Origin of the sequence: Pseudoxanthobacter soli DSM 19599 (genome assembly GCF_900148505.1) — a bacterium.
In the GTDB taxonomy this organism is placed as follows: domain Bacteria; phylum Pseudomonadota; class Alphaproteobacteria; order Rhizobiales; family Segnochrobactraceae; genus Pseudoxanthobacter; species Pseudoxanthobacter soli.
Genome location: NZ_FRXO01000012.1, coordinates 70,287 through 86,277 on the forward strand (window position 1 = coordinate 70,287; position 15,991 = coordinate 86,277).

The window sequence follows — 15,991 nt, forward strand, 5'->3', positions numbered from 1 at the left end:
CGGGCGGCCTCAGGCGTAGGTGGGGATCTTGAACGGCGCGTCGGCCGGAAGCGGAAGTTCGACCCAGCCGCCCTTGTCGAGCGACAGATAGGCCGCCTGGATCACCTCCTGGGCGCGCAGGCCGTCGAGGCCGGTGACGAGCGCCGGGCGGTGCTCGGCGATGCTGGTGCGGAAGGCTTCCAGCTGGGCGTCGTAGGGGCTGCGGCGCGGCGGCTTCACGGGAATCCAGCCGCCCTTGAAGGTCTCCCACCACGCATCGGGATAGTGTGCCTCGCGCAGCACGTCCGGCAGGTCGGCCACGCCTTTCTCTGTGTAGACCGCGAGCGGCACGGCGTTGAACGGATTGATCGTCTCGCTCGCGATGTGGATCGTGCCCTCGGTGCCGTAGATGTCGGTGCCGTCGCCGATGTTCGGCGAGTAGCGGTTGCCCGACAGGCAGCCGCGGGCGCCGTTCCCGAACCGGGTGAGCAGCCAGACATTGTCGTCGACCTTCTCGGTCATCTCGCTGTGGGCGAGTTCGGCGAAGACCGCCGAATAGTCGCCGACGAGGTGCCGGGCGAGATCGATGCGGTGGATGGTGAGGTCGATGATGGTGGCGCCGCCCGACTGGGCGAGATCGTAGCGGTAGCGGGTGGAGGCGGGGTAGGCGGTCGACTTCTCCGAATAGTTCGAGCGGATCTGGTGAACCTTGCCGATGAAGCCGCTATCGATCAGCTCCTTGGCGATCTGCACCTGCGACCAGAAGCGCTGGTTGAAGCCGACCTGGAGCACCACGCCGGCCTTCTCGCAGGCCTCCACCATGCGCCGGGAGCCGGCGACGTCGATGCTGAGTGGCTTTTCGCAGAACACGTGCTTGCCATGCGCGGCGGCGGCGACCACGCCGGCCTCATGGAAGCGGTTGGGGGTGGCGACGATCACCGCGTCCACGCCGGCCTTGCCGAGCATCGCTTCCAGATCGTCATAGGGCGCGCCGCCGAACTCGTCGGCGATGGCCTTCGCGTTCTCGAAGTTGACGTCGAACACGGCGGTGAGCTCGGTGTTCGGATTGCGCCGGATGGTCGGGGCGTGGCTGAGGCGCATGATGGCGCCCGCGCCGATCAGGCCGATCTTCAGGCGGGGAGCGGAGGCGGAGGGCATGGAGCACCTTTTCTGCAAACGCTGGGACAGTCCAAGCGGGAACGTGCGCGAAGCGGGAACGGGGCGTCGCGCTACTTGATGATCTTCATCTTGCCGCGGCGGATCGAGATCATGACCGCGCCGACCAGCACGATGCCGGTGAGGATGGTCTGCACGTTGGTCGAGACGCCGAGAATGACGAGGCCATTGGCGAGCGCGGTGATGACGAGGCTGCCGACGACGGTGCCGATGATCGAGCCGTGGCCGCCGGTGAGCGGCGTGCCGCCGATGACCACGGCCGAGATGGCGAGCAGCTCGAAGCCGACGCCGACGGTCGGGCTGCCGGAGCCGAGCTGCGAGGTGAGGATGCCGCCGCCGACGCCGGCGAGCAGGCCCGAGACGATGAACATGGCGAGCTTCACGCCATCCACCGGCACGCCGAGGATGCGGGTCTTCTCCTCGTCGCCGCCGATGGCCAGCGTATAGCGGCCGAAGGTGGTGAACGAGAGCAGGGCCGCCATCAGGACGGCGACGCAGAGCGCAATCAGGAACGGCGCGGGAGGCGTGCCGAAGAAATAGAAGTCGCTCGTCAGCGGGATCGGCACCGGGCGGCCGCCGGAGAACAGGATCGTCATGCCGCGGGCGACCGAGAGCATGCCGAGGGTGACGACGAACGAGGGAATGCGGCCGAACACGAACACCGAGCCGTTCACGGCGCCGAGCAGGGCGCCGACGATGGGCGCGGCAACGAAGGCCCACGCGCCGAACGCCGGCGTGAGGCTCGCGGCGACCGCCCCGGAGAACGCCATCACGGAGCCGACGCTGAGGTCGATGCTGCCGCCGATGATGATGAAGGTGATGCCGATCGCCACGATGCAGAGCACGGCGGCGTTCTGAAGGATGACGCCGAGATTGCCGGTCGTCAGGAACCGATCCGGCGACAGCACCCCGAACACCACGACGACGACCACGAGGGCGAGATAGGCGATGTATCGGGACAGCAGGTCGCCGACCTTGATGTTGCGCATGACGTGTTGGCTCGCCGCATGAACTCGGAAACGGGGATGCGAGAACGACGCGGGAAAGCCGGCGGACGGACCGCGCGGCTCTTCCCTTTCCGGCAGTCGCGGGCGCGCCTCGCGAAGCGCCCGCATGCTGTATCCGTTCCGCGGGCGCCGGAGGCCGCCCGGCGAGGCCGGGCTGACGCTGCGGAGCGCTACCGCCGGAGTGCGCCGCCCCGCCGCGGATCGAGATTCCGGCGGGACAGGCCCCGGCGCACGGACGGTTACTTCGTCTGGAGCGGGAACTGCTGCGACGTCGCCGACGGGTTGTTGGTGAGCGTGTACTGCTTCACGTCGTAGGGCGGCTCGCCCTCGATGAACTGCTTCTTGAAGGTGGCGAAGTTGCCGGAATCGACGCCCAGCAGATCGAGGCGCACCACCGGCTTGATCGGCGGGTGGTTGTTGAGCTGGTCGTAGGCGATCATCACGCCGAAGCCGAGCTGCAGCCAGTGGCCGCCGGTTGAGAAGGTGTAGTTGGTCTTCTGCTCGATGAGGTCGAGAGCCTGCGGCACGAGATCCATGCCGGCGAGCTTGATTTCCTTCTCGCGGCCGGCCTGGCGCACGGCGCGGAAGGCGCCGAGGCAGAGCGCGTCGTTGTAGCACCACACCGCGTCGATGGAGCCGGCCGGGTGGGCGGCCAGCAGGTTCTGCATCGCCTGATAGCCGGCATCCTCGGATTCGCCGGCGCCGATATATTGCACGATCTCGACGCCCGAGGCGTCCTTGACGGCCTCGCGCAGGCCCTGTTCGCGGCCCTCGGCGACCGACGAGCCGGGAAGCCCGCCGATGGCGACGATCTTCTTCGCGCCGTCCTTGATGAGGTGGGCAGCGATATCGCGGCCGGCGGTCACGTCGTTCGGGCCGATGAAGGCGACATAGGGCGCATCGGCGTTGCCGGGATCGAAGCCCGGATAGCGGTCGACGATGACGAGGGGAACGCCCGCGCGGGCAGCGAGGCGGATGATGCCCGGCGCGCTCGCGGTGGATTGCGGGGTGACGACGAGCGCCTGCGCGCCGGACGACAGCAGCGACTGCACGTCGGTGAGCTGCTTGTCTTCCTTGTTCTCGGCACCGACCACCGTGAGTTCGATGTTGAGCACCTTCGCGACGTGCTCGGCGAAATTCACGGCGTTCACCCAGAACGGGTTGTCGAGGGTGGGAATCGAGGCGCCGATCTTGATCGGGGCGGCCATCGCCGTGCCGGACAGCATGACGGCGGCGAGCGCCGCGGCGCCGCCCTTCAGCACGGCACGACGGTTGGTGCGAAGCTTCATGATTTTCCTCCCGGTTTTATCCGCGGCGGCTTTGTGCCGTCCGCGTCATCGTTGCGCTTATTGAGCGGCGATGTTGTTGTTTCGGGACTGGACCGTACCGACTCGTTCCGTGATGGTCAACAGTGATGTGCAATGAGAGACAGCGTTGGCCACTTCGGCGTCAATCTGGCGGCGCACATGCAGGAAAACCGCGCGAATTTCGCGCCAAAGTTGGAGAAATTGGCGCCAAAATCGCCGTCCGCGTGTTGCAAAGGATGAGGCGTGGCGCGGTTCGTCGAAGGGAGGGTGACTCAATCGGCGGAAATCAACAACGATGTTGACCAATGCGCAATGGATGCTTAGTCTGGTGTCACTCGCAATCGTGGAGCCAACCACAGTGGAAATCCGGTCGGTCACAAAGGCGCTCCGCCTTCTCGATGCCCTGGGGGAGCAGCCCGGCACGCTCGGCGTGTCGGAACTCGCCCGTCAGCTCGAAATCGACAAGAGCTCGGTGTCGCGGATGCTGCGGACGCTGGAAGTGGCCGGCTATGTGGAGCAGGACCCGGTGTCCCAGCGCTATTCGCTGGGCTTGCGCATGGGCATTCTCGGACACAAGGCGCTGCGGCGGATGGATCTGCGCACGGCGGCGCGGTCGTTCCTCGATGCCCTGGCCGAGGCCACCGGCGAGTGCAGCCACATCGCGATCCTGGCCGATCAGCGGGCCTTCTATATCGATCAGGCCGCGCCCGCGCGGGGCGTCATCGTCGATGCTCCCATCGGCACCCTGGCCCCGGTCTATTGCACCGCGCTCGGCAAGTCGCTCCTCGCCTTCCAGCCGCAAAGCGTGCAGGACGACATCATCGCCGGCATCCAGTTCGAGCCCTATACCCGCCGCACCATCACCGACGCGGAGGCGCTGCGCCGCCACCTCGCGACCGTGCAGGCCGCCGGGGTCGCATTCGACGACGAGGAATTCAGCATCGGCGTGCGCTGCCTTGCGGCGCCGATCTTCCGCTACGACGGCAATGTCTGCGGTGCCATCGGCGTGTCCGGCCCGAGCCCGCGCGTGACCGACGCGCGGCTGCAGGAATGGGAAGTGCTGGTGAAATCCATGGCCCGCGACCTTTCGGGGCGGCTCGGGTGGGAGCCTTCTGCCGAACCGGCGCCGGCGGCGAAGGACACGCGAAAAGTGAAAGAGGCGAGGGGCAGCGACATCTAGGCGCGCTTTCCGATCTGGCGGAATCATCAGATCGACCGGAAATCGCTCCAGATTCAAAAGCTTGAGCATGGTCCGTCCGGATCGATCCGGACGGACCATGCCGGGCCGGACGGATGCCATGGCTGCGCGTCGGCGGCCAGACCGGCCGCCGGCGGTCGCTCGCGGAACGGCGAGCCGCCCATCGGACCGGAAGGCGAGGGCGGTCCGGACCGATCCGATGCTTCACCGGAAGCCGCGGCAATGCGGGTGCCATGACGGCGCGCGCGGCGCGGCGATGCCGGACCTGAGAACAAAAAATCCCGCGCGACGGGGTGGCGAGAGGAACGTCATGAAGGAAACGGAAATGCGCGAACGCGCCGCCGCCGTGGCGGGCGCGGGCGGGGTCGTGCGCGCTCTCGAGGCCGGAACCCTGCCGGGCACGGTCGATGTCACCGTCTCGGAAGCGGTCGTGCTCGGCCTGCTCAAGCAGGGCGTGCGCAAGATCTTCGGCGTGCTCGGCCACGGCAACACCGATATCGGCGAGGTACTGCGCGTCTACAGCGAGGCCGGTGCGCTGCGGTTCATCCAGTGCCGCAACGAAGTCGCGATGGCCCATGCCGCCACGGCGCTGTCGTGGATATTCGGGGAGACGCCGGCAGTTCTGACCTCGATCGGACCCGGTGCGTTGCAGGCGCTGGCGGGCTCGCTCGCCGCTGCCTCCAACGGCGTCGGCGTCTATCATCTCTACGGCGACGAGACCACGCACGGTGAAGGCCCGAACATGCAGCAGGTGCCGGGCACCCGCCAGCAGCAGTTCGGACGGCTGACCGAGATCATGGGGCCGAGCTACACCCTGCACACGCCGGAGGCGTTGCGCGATGCGCTGCGCCGCGGCACGGCGGCCGTGCACCATCCCTATGCGGCGGCGCCGTTCTACCTGAACCTGCCGATCAACGTGCAGCCGAAGACCATCGCCGGCCTCAGCCTCGACAGTCTGCCGGACCGGCTGGACATGCCGGTGCTGTCGCCGAGCGATCCCGCGACGTTCGCGCGGGCGGCCGAACTGATCGACCGCCATCCGCGCATCGTCGTCAAGGCGGGCGGCGGCGCCCGGCGCCACGCCGCGGCGGTGCGCCGGCTGGCCGAGCGGATCGGCGCGGCGGTGGTGCTGTCGCCGGGCTCCCTCGGCGTGCTGCCCGACGCCCATCCGCAGAACATGCATGTCGGTGGCAGCAAGGGCTCCATCAGCGGCAACTTCGCCATGGAACAGGCCGAACTCCTGATCGTGGTCGGCTCCCGCGCCGTCTGCCAGGCCGATTGCTCCGGCACCGGCTATCCCAATGCGCGGGCCGTCATCAACATCAACGCCGATATCGCCACGGCCACGCACTACAACCACACGCTGGCGCTGGTCGGCGACATCGGCGCCACCATCGACGGGCTGCTCGGCCGCCTCGGCAACGCGCCGTCGGACATGCCGGAGGACCGCCGCGCGTTCCTCGAATCCTGCGCGGCGGCGAAGGCCGAGTGGGCGCGCCTGAAGGCCGAGCGCTGCGGCGACATCGCGCTGCCGGACCCGGTGTGGGGCCGGTCGGTGCTGACCCAGCCGAGCGCCATCGCGGTCGCGGCCGGCTTCGCGCGCGAGGTCGGCGCGGTGAAGCTGTTCGATGCCGGCGACGTGCAGGCGAACGGCTTCCAGGTGGTGGAAGACGATGCGCCGATGCAGACGGTGACGGAATCCGGTGCCTCTTTCATGGGATTTGCCGCGAGCGCGCTGCTCGCTGCGGCGGTGGCGGACAAGCCCCGCCCGCTGATCGCGTTCTCCGGCGACGGTTCGTTCATGATGAGCCCGCAGATCCTGATCGATGCCGTCGAGCACCGCGCGAAGGGCACGCTGATCATCTTCGACAACCGCCGCATGGCGGCGATCTCCTCGCTCCAGGTCGCGCAATATGGTCCGGATTTCGGCACCAGCGATCATGTCGAGGTCGATTATGTGGCGCTGGCGGGGGCGGTGAAGGGCATCAACGCGCTGTTCGGCGGCACCGACGCCGCGACCCTGCGCGCGGCGCTGGAGAAGGCCCACGCCTATGACGGCTTCTCGGTGATCCACGTGCCGGTCTACTGGGGTCCCGACGAGATCGCCGGTATGGGGGCCTACGGCCGCTGGAATGTCGGCCCGTGGGTGGAGACCGTCGAGGCGCTCTATAGCCGCCAGCCGATCTGACCGGGAGGGACGAGGCATGTACGCGCAATTCGGTCTTCTGATCGACGGAGCATGGCGCCCGGCGAAAGCGGGCGGAACGATCGCGGTGGTCGATCCGGCGGACGAGACGATCGTCGGGACCATTCCGGCTGCCGGTCCGGAGGACCTCGACGAGGCGCTGGCGGCGCTGGAACGCGCGGCGCCGCGCTGGCGGGCGGTTTCCGGCTGGGAACGGTCGCGGCTGATGCGCGGCATCGTCGAAGCGCTGCGCACGGTCGCGCCGGAGGCGGCGCTCGCCATGTCGGTCGAGACCGGCAAGCCGCTGGCGGAGGCGGCGGGCGAGTTCCAGGCCGCCATCGACCAGTTCGACTGGTATGCCGACGAGGCGCGGCGCATCTTCGGCCACACCCTCGACGGCCGCGACCCGGCCTCGCGGCTGCAGGTGCGCTACGATCCCGTGGGGCCGGTCGCGGCGTTCACGGCGTGGAATTTCCCGGCGCTGCTGCCGGCGCGCAAGATCGCCGCCGCGCTGGCGGCGGGGTGCCCCGTCGTGATCAAGCCGTCGGAGGAGGCGCCGTCGAGCACGTTCTTCATCGCGCGGGCGGCGATGGAGGCCGGGCTGCCGGCCGGCGTGCTCAACGTCGTCACCGGCCATGCCGCGCCGATCTCGGCGCATCTGATCGCCTCGCCGGTGATCCGCAAGGTGTCGCTGACGGGCTCGGTACCGGTCGGGAAACTGATCCTGCGGCAGTGCGCCGACAGCGTGAAGAAGGTGTCGATGGAACTCGGCGGCCATGCGCCGGTGCTGGTGTTTCCCGACGCCGATCCCATCGCCGCCGGCACGATCTGCGCCCGCACCAAGTTCCGCAATGCCGGGCAGGTGTGCATCTCGCCGAGCCGGTTCTACGTCCATGAGGCGGTCTATGAGCCGTTCGTGCGGGCGATGGCGGAAACGGCGCGGGCGATCCGCATCGGCCGCGGGCGCGACGAGGGCGTGGAGTTCGGGCCGATGGCGAACGCGCGCGGGCGCGACCGCATCGTCGAACTCGTCGCCGACGCCGTGGAGCGAGGGGCCGAGGTGCTGGCCGGCGGCTCGATCCCCGACGGGCGCAATGCCGGCTTCTTCTTCTCGCCGACCGTGCTCGGCCGCGTGCCCGACGACGCCCGCATCATGCGCGAGGAGCCGTTCGGCCCGGTCGCGCCCGTCGCCACGTTCACCGACTTCGACGAGGTCGTGCGGCGCGCCAACGACGTGCCGTTCGGCCTCGCCGGCTATGTGTTCTCCCGTTCGCTTGAGACCGCGAACCGCGCCGCCGAGGCGCTGGAGGCCGGCATGGTCGGCGTCAACGACATGCTGCTGGCCGCCGCCGAGATTCCCTTCGGCGGAATCAAGGAAAGCGGCATGGGACGCGAGGGCGGCAGGCTCGGTATCCTCGACTATCTCGAACCGAAATATGTGAAGCTCAAGCTGGCCTGATCGGACGCGACCATGACGACGAAAGACCAGAAATCCGGCGGCGAGCATGGCTTCGCGCGCGGCCTGACCAATTACGGCGACCGCCGGTTCTCGCTCTATCTGCGCCGCTCGTTCGCAAGCTCGATGGGCTACAGCCGCGAGATGCTGGAGCGGCCGATCGTCGGCATCGCGCATTCCGCGAGCGGCTTCAACAACTGCCACCGCCACTTCCCCGAGCTGATCGAGGCGGTGAAGCGCGGCGTGCTGGCGGCGGGCGCGCTGCCGGTGGAGTTCCCGACGATCTCGCTCGGCGAGGTGTTCCTGTCGCCGACGAGCCTGAAGTTCCGCAACCTGATGTCGATGGACGTGGAGGAGATGATCCGCGCCCAGCCGATGGACGCGGTGGTGCTGCTCGGCGGCTGCGACAAGACCGTGCCCGCCCAGCTCATGGGTGCCGCCTCGGCGGACCTGCCGGCGATCCAGCTCGTGGCCGGGCCGATGTCGACGAGCCGCCATCGCGGCGAGCGCCTCGGCGCCTGCACCGACTGCCGGCGGTTCTGGCAACGCTATCGCGCCGGCTCGGTCAGCGAGCCGGAGATCGACGCCGTGGAGAAGCGCCTCGCCTCGACCGCCGGCACCTGCGCCGTGATGGGCACCGCCTCGACCATGGCTTCCATCGTCGAGGCGCTCGGCATGATGCCGGCCGGCGGCGCCGCGATCCCCGCCGTCGACGCCGACCGGCTGCGCATGGCGGAGGAGACCGGGCGGGTGGCGGTGTCGCTGATCGGCGATGACAGCCGCCGGCCGAGCGCGATCATGACGGCGGAGGCGTTCGAGAACGCGGTGCGCGTCCTGCTCGCCCTCGGCGGCTCGACCAATGCGGTGGTGCATCTCGCCGCGATCATGGGCCGGTTCGGGCTGAAATTCGATTTCACGCGCATGAACGCCCTCAGCGACACCACGCCCGTGCTCGTGGACCTCAAGCCCACCGGCGACGCCTACATGGAGGATCTGCACGCCGCCGGCGGCATTCCCGCCGTGATGCGCGAGCTGAAGCACCTGCTGCACCTCGATTGCCGCACGATCACCGGCGAGACCGTCGGCGAGCGCATCGCGGCGGCCGATCCCTGGATCGACCGCGCGGTCGTGCGCGGCCTCGATGCGCCGATCCGCGCGGACGGCGGCCTCGTCGCCCTGTTCGGCAACCTCGCGCCGCGCGGCGCGATCATGAAGCGCTCCGCCGCCGACCCGGCGCTGTTCGAGCGCGAGGGCCGGGCGGTGGTGTTCACTTCGCTCGCCGACCTCGCGGCGCGGATCGACGATCCCGACCTCGACGTCACGGCGGACGACTTCCTCGTGCTGCAGAATGCCGGCCCGACGAGCGACGCCGCGATGCCGGAGGCCGGCTACCTGCCGATCCCCGCCAAGCTCGCGAGGGCCGGGGTGAAGGACATGGTGCGGATGTCGGACGCGCGCATGTCGGGCACGGCCTACGGCACCATCGTGCTGCACATTGCGCCAGATGCGGCATCCGGCGGGCCGCTCGGGCTGGTGCGCAACGGCGACCGCATCCGCCTCAGTGTGCGCGACAAGGCGCTGGAACTTCTGGTCGACGAAGCCGAACTGGAGCGCCGCCGCGCGGAGGCGAACGTGGCCGCGGCAGTGCCGGCGAAGCCGGCGCGGGGCTACGCCCGGCTCTATGACGAGCACATCCTCCAGGCCGACGAAGGGTGCGATTTCGACTTCCTGCGCGCCTGAGGTGCGGGCGGGCTGCGGCATTCTTGGCCGCCGGTTGACCGGGCGACGGCCCGCTCTCGTCCGCCAGTTGACCGGGGCGACGGTGTTGGCTTGATAGGGAGACGGATCGGGAAGACCGGCGAGCGGTCGCCGGACTTCCTCCGGGTCCGACACGGAGTCCGCCGCCGCATGTGGGACCGCCATCCGGTCAGCCTGTCGCTGATTCATATGCTGCCGGACGTCGCGGCCCGGCGCGGCCTTGCGCTGCCGCCGCTGCTCGCCCGGGCGGGGATCGCGCGGGACATAGCACCGGACCGGACGGTGGCGCGGGCGCAGGTCGCGACCGTGCTCCTGGAAATGGCGCGTCATGCGGGCGAGGCGGAAATCGGGCTCGACCTGGCGGCGGCCGCCGATCCGTCGCGGCTCGGCCTGATGGGGCATGCGCTGTTTTCCGGACGGACGCTGCGCGAGTGCCTGCACGCCCAGGCCGCCCACATGCCGACCTTCCAGCGGGGCGTCAGTCTTGCCCTCGACGAGCGCGACGGCCGGGCGCACTGGCGCCACGTGCTCGCCGACAGCGATCCCGAACACGCCCGGGTGCTCAACGAAGGCATCGCGGGGTTCGTCGTCCGGGCGTTGCGCGCCATCGCCGGCGATGCGGGCGGCGCGATCCATGTCGGGCTGCCCCATCGCGCCCTGGCGCCGATGCGCACCTACGAGGACAAGCTCGGCAGCGACGTCTCGTTCGCCAGCGGCGCAGGCGTGGCGGTGAGTTTCGATGCCGCATGGCTCGACCGCCCCAATCCGTTCTTCGCCCGCAACCGGCTTTCCCCGGAGATCGCGGCGCTGCCGCTGCCGGGCCGGGGCTTCCTCATCGACGATGCGGGCCTGATCGAGGCGCTCCGGCTGATCATCGCCGCCGCCGCGCTGAGCGGCACCCTGTCGCTGCCGGATGCCGCCCGCAGCCTCGGCCTGCCGCCGCGCAGCCTGCAACGCCGGCTCGCCTCTCTCGGCACCTCGTTCGAGATGCTGGTCGACGAGTGGCGGCGCGAGGCGGCCCGGCGCCATCTCGCGGACCCGGCGCTGTCCGTCGGCTCGATCACCCGCCTGCTCGGCTACCGCGACCCGGCGCATTTCGTGCGGGCGTTCCGGCGATGGGAAGGCGAGGCCCCGGTCGCCTACCGCAAGGTTCTTCTGGCGCGAAATGGCAATTGAGCGCCGGTGGGCGGGTTGGCTATGGCTGACTCAGGCGCGACACGGATGTCCGTGAGCCATCGGCGGTGATTCCGGCGTGGCTTGCGCACCCTGGAGCGTGAGTAAAGCGGTTATGAAGGTCCTCGACCCCGTGGCCCCGACGACGGACGGCCCGATGGCGGAAGCCGCGCCATCCGGCATGGTCTGGATCGCCGGCGGCACCTTCCTCATGGGATCCGACGATCACTATCCCGAGGAAGCTCCCGCGCATCCGGTGGCCGTCGACGGCTTCTTCATCGATCCGACACCGGTGACCAATGCCGCGTTCGCCCGCTTCGTGGACGCGACCGGCTATGTGACGGTGGCGGAACGGGTGCCCCGTGCCGAGAACTATCCCGGTGCCGATCCGCTGCTGCTCGTGCCGGGTTCCCTCGTTTTCGTCGCACCCGACGATGACGGCAATCCGGACGACTGGACGCGGTGGTGGCGCTTCGAGCCCGGTGCCTGCTGGCGCCGGCCGCAGGGACCGGACAGCAGCGTCGACGGGCTGATGGACCATCCCGTGGTCCATATCTGCCACGAGGACGCAACGGCCTATGCCGCCTGGGCCGGCAAGGAACTGCCGAGCGAGGCGGAATGGGAGTTCGCCGCCCGCGGCGGGCTCGAAGGCGCCGCGTTCGCCTGGGGCGACGACCTCGTGCCGGACGGCATCCATCGCGCCAACACCTGGCAGGGCCGCTTCCCCCGCGAGAACCTCGCCGAGGACGGCTATGCCGGAACGTCGCCCGTCACCGCCTTCCCGCCGAACGGCTACGGATTGTTCGATCTGATCGGCAACGTGTGGGAGTGGACCGACGACTGGTACCGCCCGCGCCACGCCGCGCCCGCCGCGAAGGCGTGCTGCCTGCCGCGCAACCCGCGCGGGGGCAGCGCCACGGACAGCGTCGATCCCTTTTCACCGGGCCCGCCCTCGCCCCGCAAGGTGCTGAAGGGCGGCTCCCACCTCTGCGCTCCCAGCTATTGCCGGCGCTACCGCCCCGCGGCGCGCCAGCCCCAGACCGTCGACACCGCCTCCGTCCACATCGGCTTCCGGTGCGTGCGGCGTGTCGCGACCAAACGAGGATCCGAATGACCGACGAAAACGCCTCTTCCTCCCCCACGGCCGGCGGCCCGAGCCGGCGCGACGTGCTGGCGGGCGGCACCGGCTTCCTGGCGGCCATCGCCGGCCTGTCCATGCTGGCGCCCGGCGCGCGTGCAGCCGATGCGCCGCGGCCGCATGTGCTCTACATCGTCGCCGACGATCTCGGCTTCGCCGATGTCGGCTTCCATGGCTCGGACATCAAGACGCCGAACCTCGACCGGCTCGCCGCCGAGGGCGCTAAGCTCGGCCAGTTCTACACCCAGCCGATGTGCACGCCGACCCGCGCCGCGCTGCTGACGGGGCGCTATCCGCTGCGCTATGGCCTGCAGACCGGCGTCATTCCGTCGGGCGCGAGCTACGGGCTCGCCACCGACGAGTTCCTGCTGCCGCAGGCCTTGAAGGAGGCCGGCTACCGCACCGCGCTGGTCGGAAAATGGCATCTCGGCCATGCCGACCGGAAGTACTGGCCGCTCCAGCGCGGGTTCGACAGCTTCTACGGACCGCTCGTCGGCGAGATCGACCACTTCAAGCACGAAGCGCACGGCGTCACCGACTGGTATCGCGGCAACGAGCTCGTGAAGGAAGAAGGCTACGACACCGATCTCCTCGGCGCGGAGGCGGTGCGGCTCGTCGGCAAGCACGATCCAGCCACGCCGCTGTTCCTCTATCTCGCCTTCACCGCGCCGCACACGCCCTATCAGGCGCCCGAGAGCTATCTCGCCCGGTACGCCGGCATCGCCGATCCGGCCCGGCGCGCCTACGCCGCGATGATCACCGCCATGGACGACCAGATCGGCAAGGTGGTGGCGGCGCTGGAGGCCCGCGGGATGCGGGACGACACGCTGATCGTGTTCCATTCCGACAACGGTGGAACGCGCGACAAGATGTTCGCCGGCGAGGGCGCGGTCAGCGGCGACCTGCCGCCGGACAACGCCCCCTACCGCGCCGGCAAGGGAACGCTCTATGAAGGCGGCGTGCGCGTCGTGGCGCTGGCCAACTGGCCGGGGCGCATCCGCACCGGCGAGGCCGAGGGCGTGATGCACGTGGTCGACATGCTGCCGACGCTGGCGAAGCTCGCCGGCGCGAGCCTCGACCGTTCCAAGCCGCTCGACGGCCGCGACATGTGGCAGGCGCTCGCGGCGGGCGCGGCCGGCCGCAGCGAGGTGGTCTACAATGTCGAGCCGACCCAGGGCGCGGTCCGCGACGGCAAGTGGAAGCTCGTCTGGCATGTCGTGCTGCCGCCGCGGGTCGAACTGTTCGACCTCGACGCCGATCCGTCGGAGAAGACCGACATTTCCGCGCAGCATCCCGCAAAGGTGGCCGAGCTGCAGGGCAAGGTGGTCGATCTCGCACGCACGATGGCGCCGCCGCTGTTCTATACCGCCGCGCTGAAGGCGACCCTCTCCGCGCCGCTGGCGACGCCGGACGCGGCACTCTACGAGATGGGGCTGGAGGAGGATTGATGCCCGGTCCCTCTCGCGGTGGCGTGGCGCTCCGGCGCCTCGCCGGCTTCGTGCCGCTTGCCCTGCTGCTTGCCACGCCGGTGCTCGCAGCCGATCCCTCCACCGCATCGACGCAGGGGGCGACGTCCGCACCGGCACCGCCCGGCGCGCCGGGCGAGGTTCCGGCCGCGCCCCCGCCCGCCGGTGACCGGCCGACCTTCACCGGCTCGCTCTATTTCTGGGCGAGCGCGCTCAACGGCACCACGTCCACGCTGCCGCCGCTGCCGGCGGTCGGCGTCGATCTCTCCTTCAGCGACGTGATGAAGAATTTCGACGGCGGCCTGATGGGCGCCGGAGAGATGCGCATCGGGCGCTGGGGGTTCCTCGGCGACTTCATGCTCTCGCAGGTCTCGCCGGACGGCACCATGCCGGGCCCGGATGGCGCAGGGGTCGAGGTGCGCTCGCGCAGCCTGACGCTTCAGGCCAGCGCGCTCTATCGGCTCTATAAATCCGCCTATCTCTCGGTCGACGCGGGCGCGGGCCTGCGCTTCTGGCATCTCGACAACAGGCTGACGATCGATCCAGGCCGGCTGCCTTCGGGCCTGAGCTACAGCCGCAGCGAGAACTGGGTCGATCCGGTCATCGCCGGGCGCCTCAATATCGACCTCGGCGGGCCCTGGGGCCTGACGCTCTACGGCGATGTCGGCGGGTTCGATATCGGCTCGGACGTCACCTGGCAGGCGATCGGCACGGTGAACTACCAGTGGAACGACAAGCTGGCGCTGCGGCTCGGCTACCGCGCGCTTTCGGTTGACTACCACGCCGGCAGCTTCGCCTACGATGTGCGGATGCAGGGGCCGGTGATCGGCGCCAGCTACCGGTTCTAGAGCGCTTTCCGGTCGGATGAGGCCGTCCGACCGGGACGCCCGCTACGCGGCGTGGGCAGGCTCGGCCGTCGCGGCGACGCAGTCGAGCGCGGCATAGACGGCCTGTCGCACGCGCTGCTCGCGCGGGTCGTCGAACGGCAGCGGGCCCAGCCGGTTGGGCGTGTAGGCGTAGCCGATCTGCCGGTCGGGATCGCAGAATCCGAACGAGCCGCCGAGGCCCGGCATCCCGAACGCTCTCGGCGAGGGACTGTAGGCGAACCCGCCCCCCGGCCGGACGAAGCCGAGGTGCCAGTTGGTTTCCACGCCCATCACCGCATCCCGCCGGCCGAGCGGAGGAGGGGTCTGCGGCGCGAGCAGATCCTGGAGGATGTGCGGTGCCAGCGGGCTCTCGTCCGGGGACGCGAGCATCGCGTAGAGCCTGGCGATGGCGCGCGCCTCGCCAATTCCGTTCGCCGAGGGAAATTCGAGCGCGAGCCAGTCGGGTTCGTTGAGGTTGAGGTCGGGGATCTCGCGAACGGTCCGGTGCAGCCGCGAGAACGGATTGAGCGCCTGGCGCACCAGACCGAACGGCGCATGGCCGAGCGCGGCCGCGAAGCGCGGCATCCACGAGCCTTCGACCCGCGCCATGTCGTCGATCTCGTCCGCGGAAATCCCGAACCGGAACCGCAGCTCGGCCGGAAGTGCGACCTCGTCCTGGAACCACTGGCCGAAGGAACGGCCGAGCGGATCGGTCCGTGAAATCACCTCGGCGAGCAGCGGGCCGAAGGTGGCGAGGTGGTAGCCCCAGCGCGTGCCGGGTGGCCAGTCCGGCGTCATCTGTTCGAGGAAGGCGACCCGGGCGTCGTGGTCGCCGAGATCGCCGCGGGTGACGACACGGCCGAAGAAGACGAGGCCCGCCGAATGGTTGAGCAGGTCGCGGACGCGGATCGCCTCCTTGCCATTGGCGGCGAACGCCGGCCAGAACGCGGCGACCGGCTGGTCGAGATCGAACTGCCCGCGGGAGGCCGCGATCAGCGCGGCCGCCGCCGTGATGCCCTTTCCCGTGGAGAGCACGGGCACAACGGTGTGTTCGTCCCAGGGCTTGCGGGCGGCCGCATCCTGCATCCCGCACCAGAGATCTACGACCTTGCGGCCGCCATGATAGACGCAGACGGCGGCGCCGGTTTCCTCGCCCGCCTCGAAATTCCGGCCGAATGCCTCTGCCACCAAGCCGAAGCCGGGCTCCGCCATGCCTTCCACGCGCATCTCGTCCATCCCTCGCCGCCGCCTCGTCCGCTCGCGACGGACATCCGTCGAACCC

General features: G+C 69.7%; 12 protein-coding genes. 8 read left to right on the forward strand and 4 right to left on the reverse strand.

The genetic code is table 11. The features are described 5' to 3' along the window. Window positions 1–9: 9 nt before the first annotated feature. The 3 genes from BUF17_RS19725 to BUF17_RS19735 form a co-directional block, all read right to left on the reverse strand. On the reverse strand, window positions 10–1,137 hold the full coding sequence (locus BUF17_RS19725; protein ID WP_073631940.1) for a Gfo/Idh/MocA family protein: 1,128 nt from the start codon (window positions 1,135–1,137) through the stop codon (window positions 10–12). Between the two features lie 71 nt (window positions 1,138–1,208). Continuing rightward, a complete protein-coding gene (locus tag BUF17_RS19730) occupies window positions 1,209–2,144 on the reverse strand; it encodes an ABC transporter permease (protein WP_073631942.1) in 936 nt (311 codons plus the stop codon). A 257-nt stretch (window positions 2,145–2,401) separates the two neighbouring features. Then, complete coding sequence (locus tag BUF17_RS19735; RefSeq protein WP_073631944.1) at window positions 2,402–3,451, reverse strand: ABC transporter substrate-binding protein; 1,050 nt, start codon at window positions 3,449–3,451, stop codon at window positions 2,402–2,404. A 346-nt stretch (window positions 3,452–3,797) separates the two neighbouring features. Between BUF17_RS19735 and BUF17_RS19740 the strand changes: the two genes are divergently transcribed. From BUF17_RS19740 to BUF17_RS19780, 8 genes are all read left to right on the forward strand, one after another. Continuing rightward, the gene (locus tag BUF17_RS19740) at window positions 3,798–4,649 is read left to right on the forward strand and encodes an IclR family transcriptional regulator (RefSeq protein ID WP_175563757.1); all 852 of its coding nucleotides are present in this window, start codon (window positions 3,798–3,800) and stop codon (window positions 4,647–4,649) included. 328 nt (window positions 4,650–4,977) lie between these two features. After that, window positions 4,978–6,855: a thiamine pyrophosphate-dependent enzyme gene (locus tag BUF17_RS19745; protein ID WP_244530963.1), complete on the forward strand. Its 1,878-nt coding sequence runs from the start codon at window positions 4,978–4,980 to the stop codon at window positions 6,853–6,855. Between the two features lie 16 nt (window positions 6,856–6,871). Continuing rightward, window positions 6,872–8,311 carry an NAD-dependent succinate-semialdehyde dehydrogenase gene (locus tag BUF17_RS19750; protein WP_073631948.1) on the forward strand — a complete coding sequence of 480 codons (1,440 nt, stop codon included), beginning with the start codon at window positions 6,872–6,874 and terminating at the stop codon, window positions 8,309–8,311. Window positions 8,312–8,323: 12 nt separating this feature from the next. Further along, entirely contained in the window at window positions 8,324–10,048 is a 1,725-nt protein-coding gene (locus BUF17_RS19755; protein WP_073631950.1) for a dihydroxy-acid dehydratase, read from the forward strand. A gap of 168 nt (window positions 10,049–10,216) precedes the next feature. After that, window positions 10,217–11,242 (forward strand): AraC family transcriptional regulator, encoded by a 1,026-nt coding sequence (locus BUF17_RS23125; RefSeq protein WP_210215479.1) that lies wholly within the window; start codon window positions 10,217–10,219, stop codon window positions 11,240–11,242. 112 nt (window positions 11,243–11,354) lie between these two features. Continuing rightward, a complete protein-coding gene (locus BUF17_RS19770) occupies window positions 11,355–12,353 on the forward strand; it encodes a formylglycine-generating enzyme family protein (RefSeq protein ID WP_428977663.1) in 999 nt (332 codons plus the stop codon). Further along, on the forward strand, window positions 12,350–13,825 hold the full coding sequence (locus BUF17_RS19775; RefSeq protein WP_073631952.1) for an arylsulfatase B: 1,476 nt from the start codon (window positions 12,350–12,352) through the stop codon (window positions 13,823–13,825). Before BUF17_RS19770 ends, BUF17_RS19775 begins: the two co-directional genes overlap by 4 nt. Next, window positions 13,825–14,691: a porin family protein gene (locus BUF17_RS19780; RefSeq protein ID WP_139282616.1), complete on the forward strand. Its 867-nt coding sequence runs from the start codon at window positions 13,825–13,827 to the stop codon at window positions 14,689–14,691. Before BUF17_RS19775 ends, BUF17_RS19780 begins: the two co-directional genes overlap by 1 nt. Window positions 14,692–14,733: 42 nt before the next feature. Here BUF17_RS19780 and BUF17_RS19785 read toward each other — a convergent pair whose 3' ends face one another. After that, window positions 14,734–15,945, reverse strand: a complete 1,212-nt coding sequence (locus BUF17_RS19785) for a serine hydrolase domain-containing protein (RefSeq protein ID WP_073631954.1) — start codon at window positions 15,943–15,945, stop codon at window positions 14,734–14,736. Window positions 15,946–15,991: the final 46 nt, after the last annotated feature.

Coding starts and splice junctions, on each gene's coding strand:
- BUF17_RS19725 (WP_073631940.1), bottom strand. CDS start 1,137: ATGCCCTCCGCCTCCGCTCCCCGCCTGAAGATCGGCCTGATCGGCGCG.
- BUF17_RS19735 (WP_073631944.1), bottom strand. CDS start 3,451: ATGAAGCTTCGCACCAACCGTCGTGCCGTGCTGAAGGGCGGCGCCGCG.
- BUF17_RS19780 (WP_139282616.1), top strand. CDS start 13,825: ATGCCCGGTCCCTCTCGCGGTGGCGTGGCGCTCCGGCGCCTCGCCGGC.
- BUF17_RS19755 (WP_073631950.1), top strand. CDS start 8,324: ATGACGACGAAAGACCAGAAATCCGGCGGCGAGCATGGCTTCGCGCGC.
- BUF17_RS19750 (WP_073631948.1), top strand. CDS start 6,872: ATGTACGCGCAATTCGGTCTTCTGATCGACGGAGCATGGCGCCCGGCG.
- BUF17_RS23125 (WP_210215479.1), top strand. CDS start 10,217: ATGTGGGACCGCCATCCGGTCAGCCTGTCGCTGATTCATATGCTGCCG.
- BUF17_RS19745 (WP_244530963.1), top strand. CDS start 4,978: ATGAAGGAAACGGAAATGCGCGAACGCGCCGCCGCCGTGGCGGGCGCG.
- BUF17_RS19785 (WP_073631954.1), bottom strand. CDS start 15,945: ATGGACGAGATGCGCGTGGAAGGCATGGCGGAGCCCGGCTTCGGCTTG.
- BUF17_RS19730 (WP_073631942.1), bottom strand. CDS start 2,144: ATGCGCAACATCAAGGTCGGCGACCTGCTGTCCCGATACATCGCCTAT.
- BUF17_RS19775 (WP_073631952.1), top strand. CDS start 12,350: ATGACCGACGAAAACGCCTCTTCCTCCCCCACGGCCGGCGGCCCGAGC.
- BUF17_RS19770 (WP_428977663.1), top strand. CDS start 11,355: ATGAAGGTCCTCGACCCCGTGGCCCCGACGACGGACGGCCCGATGGCG.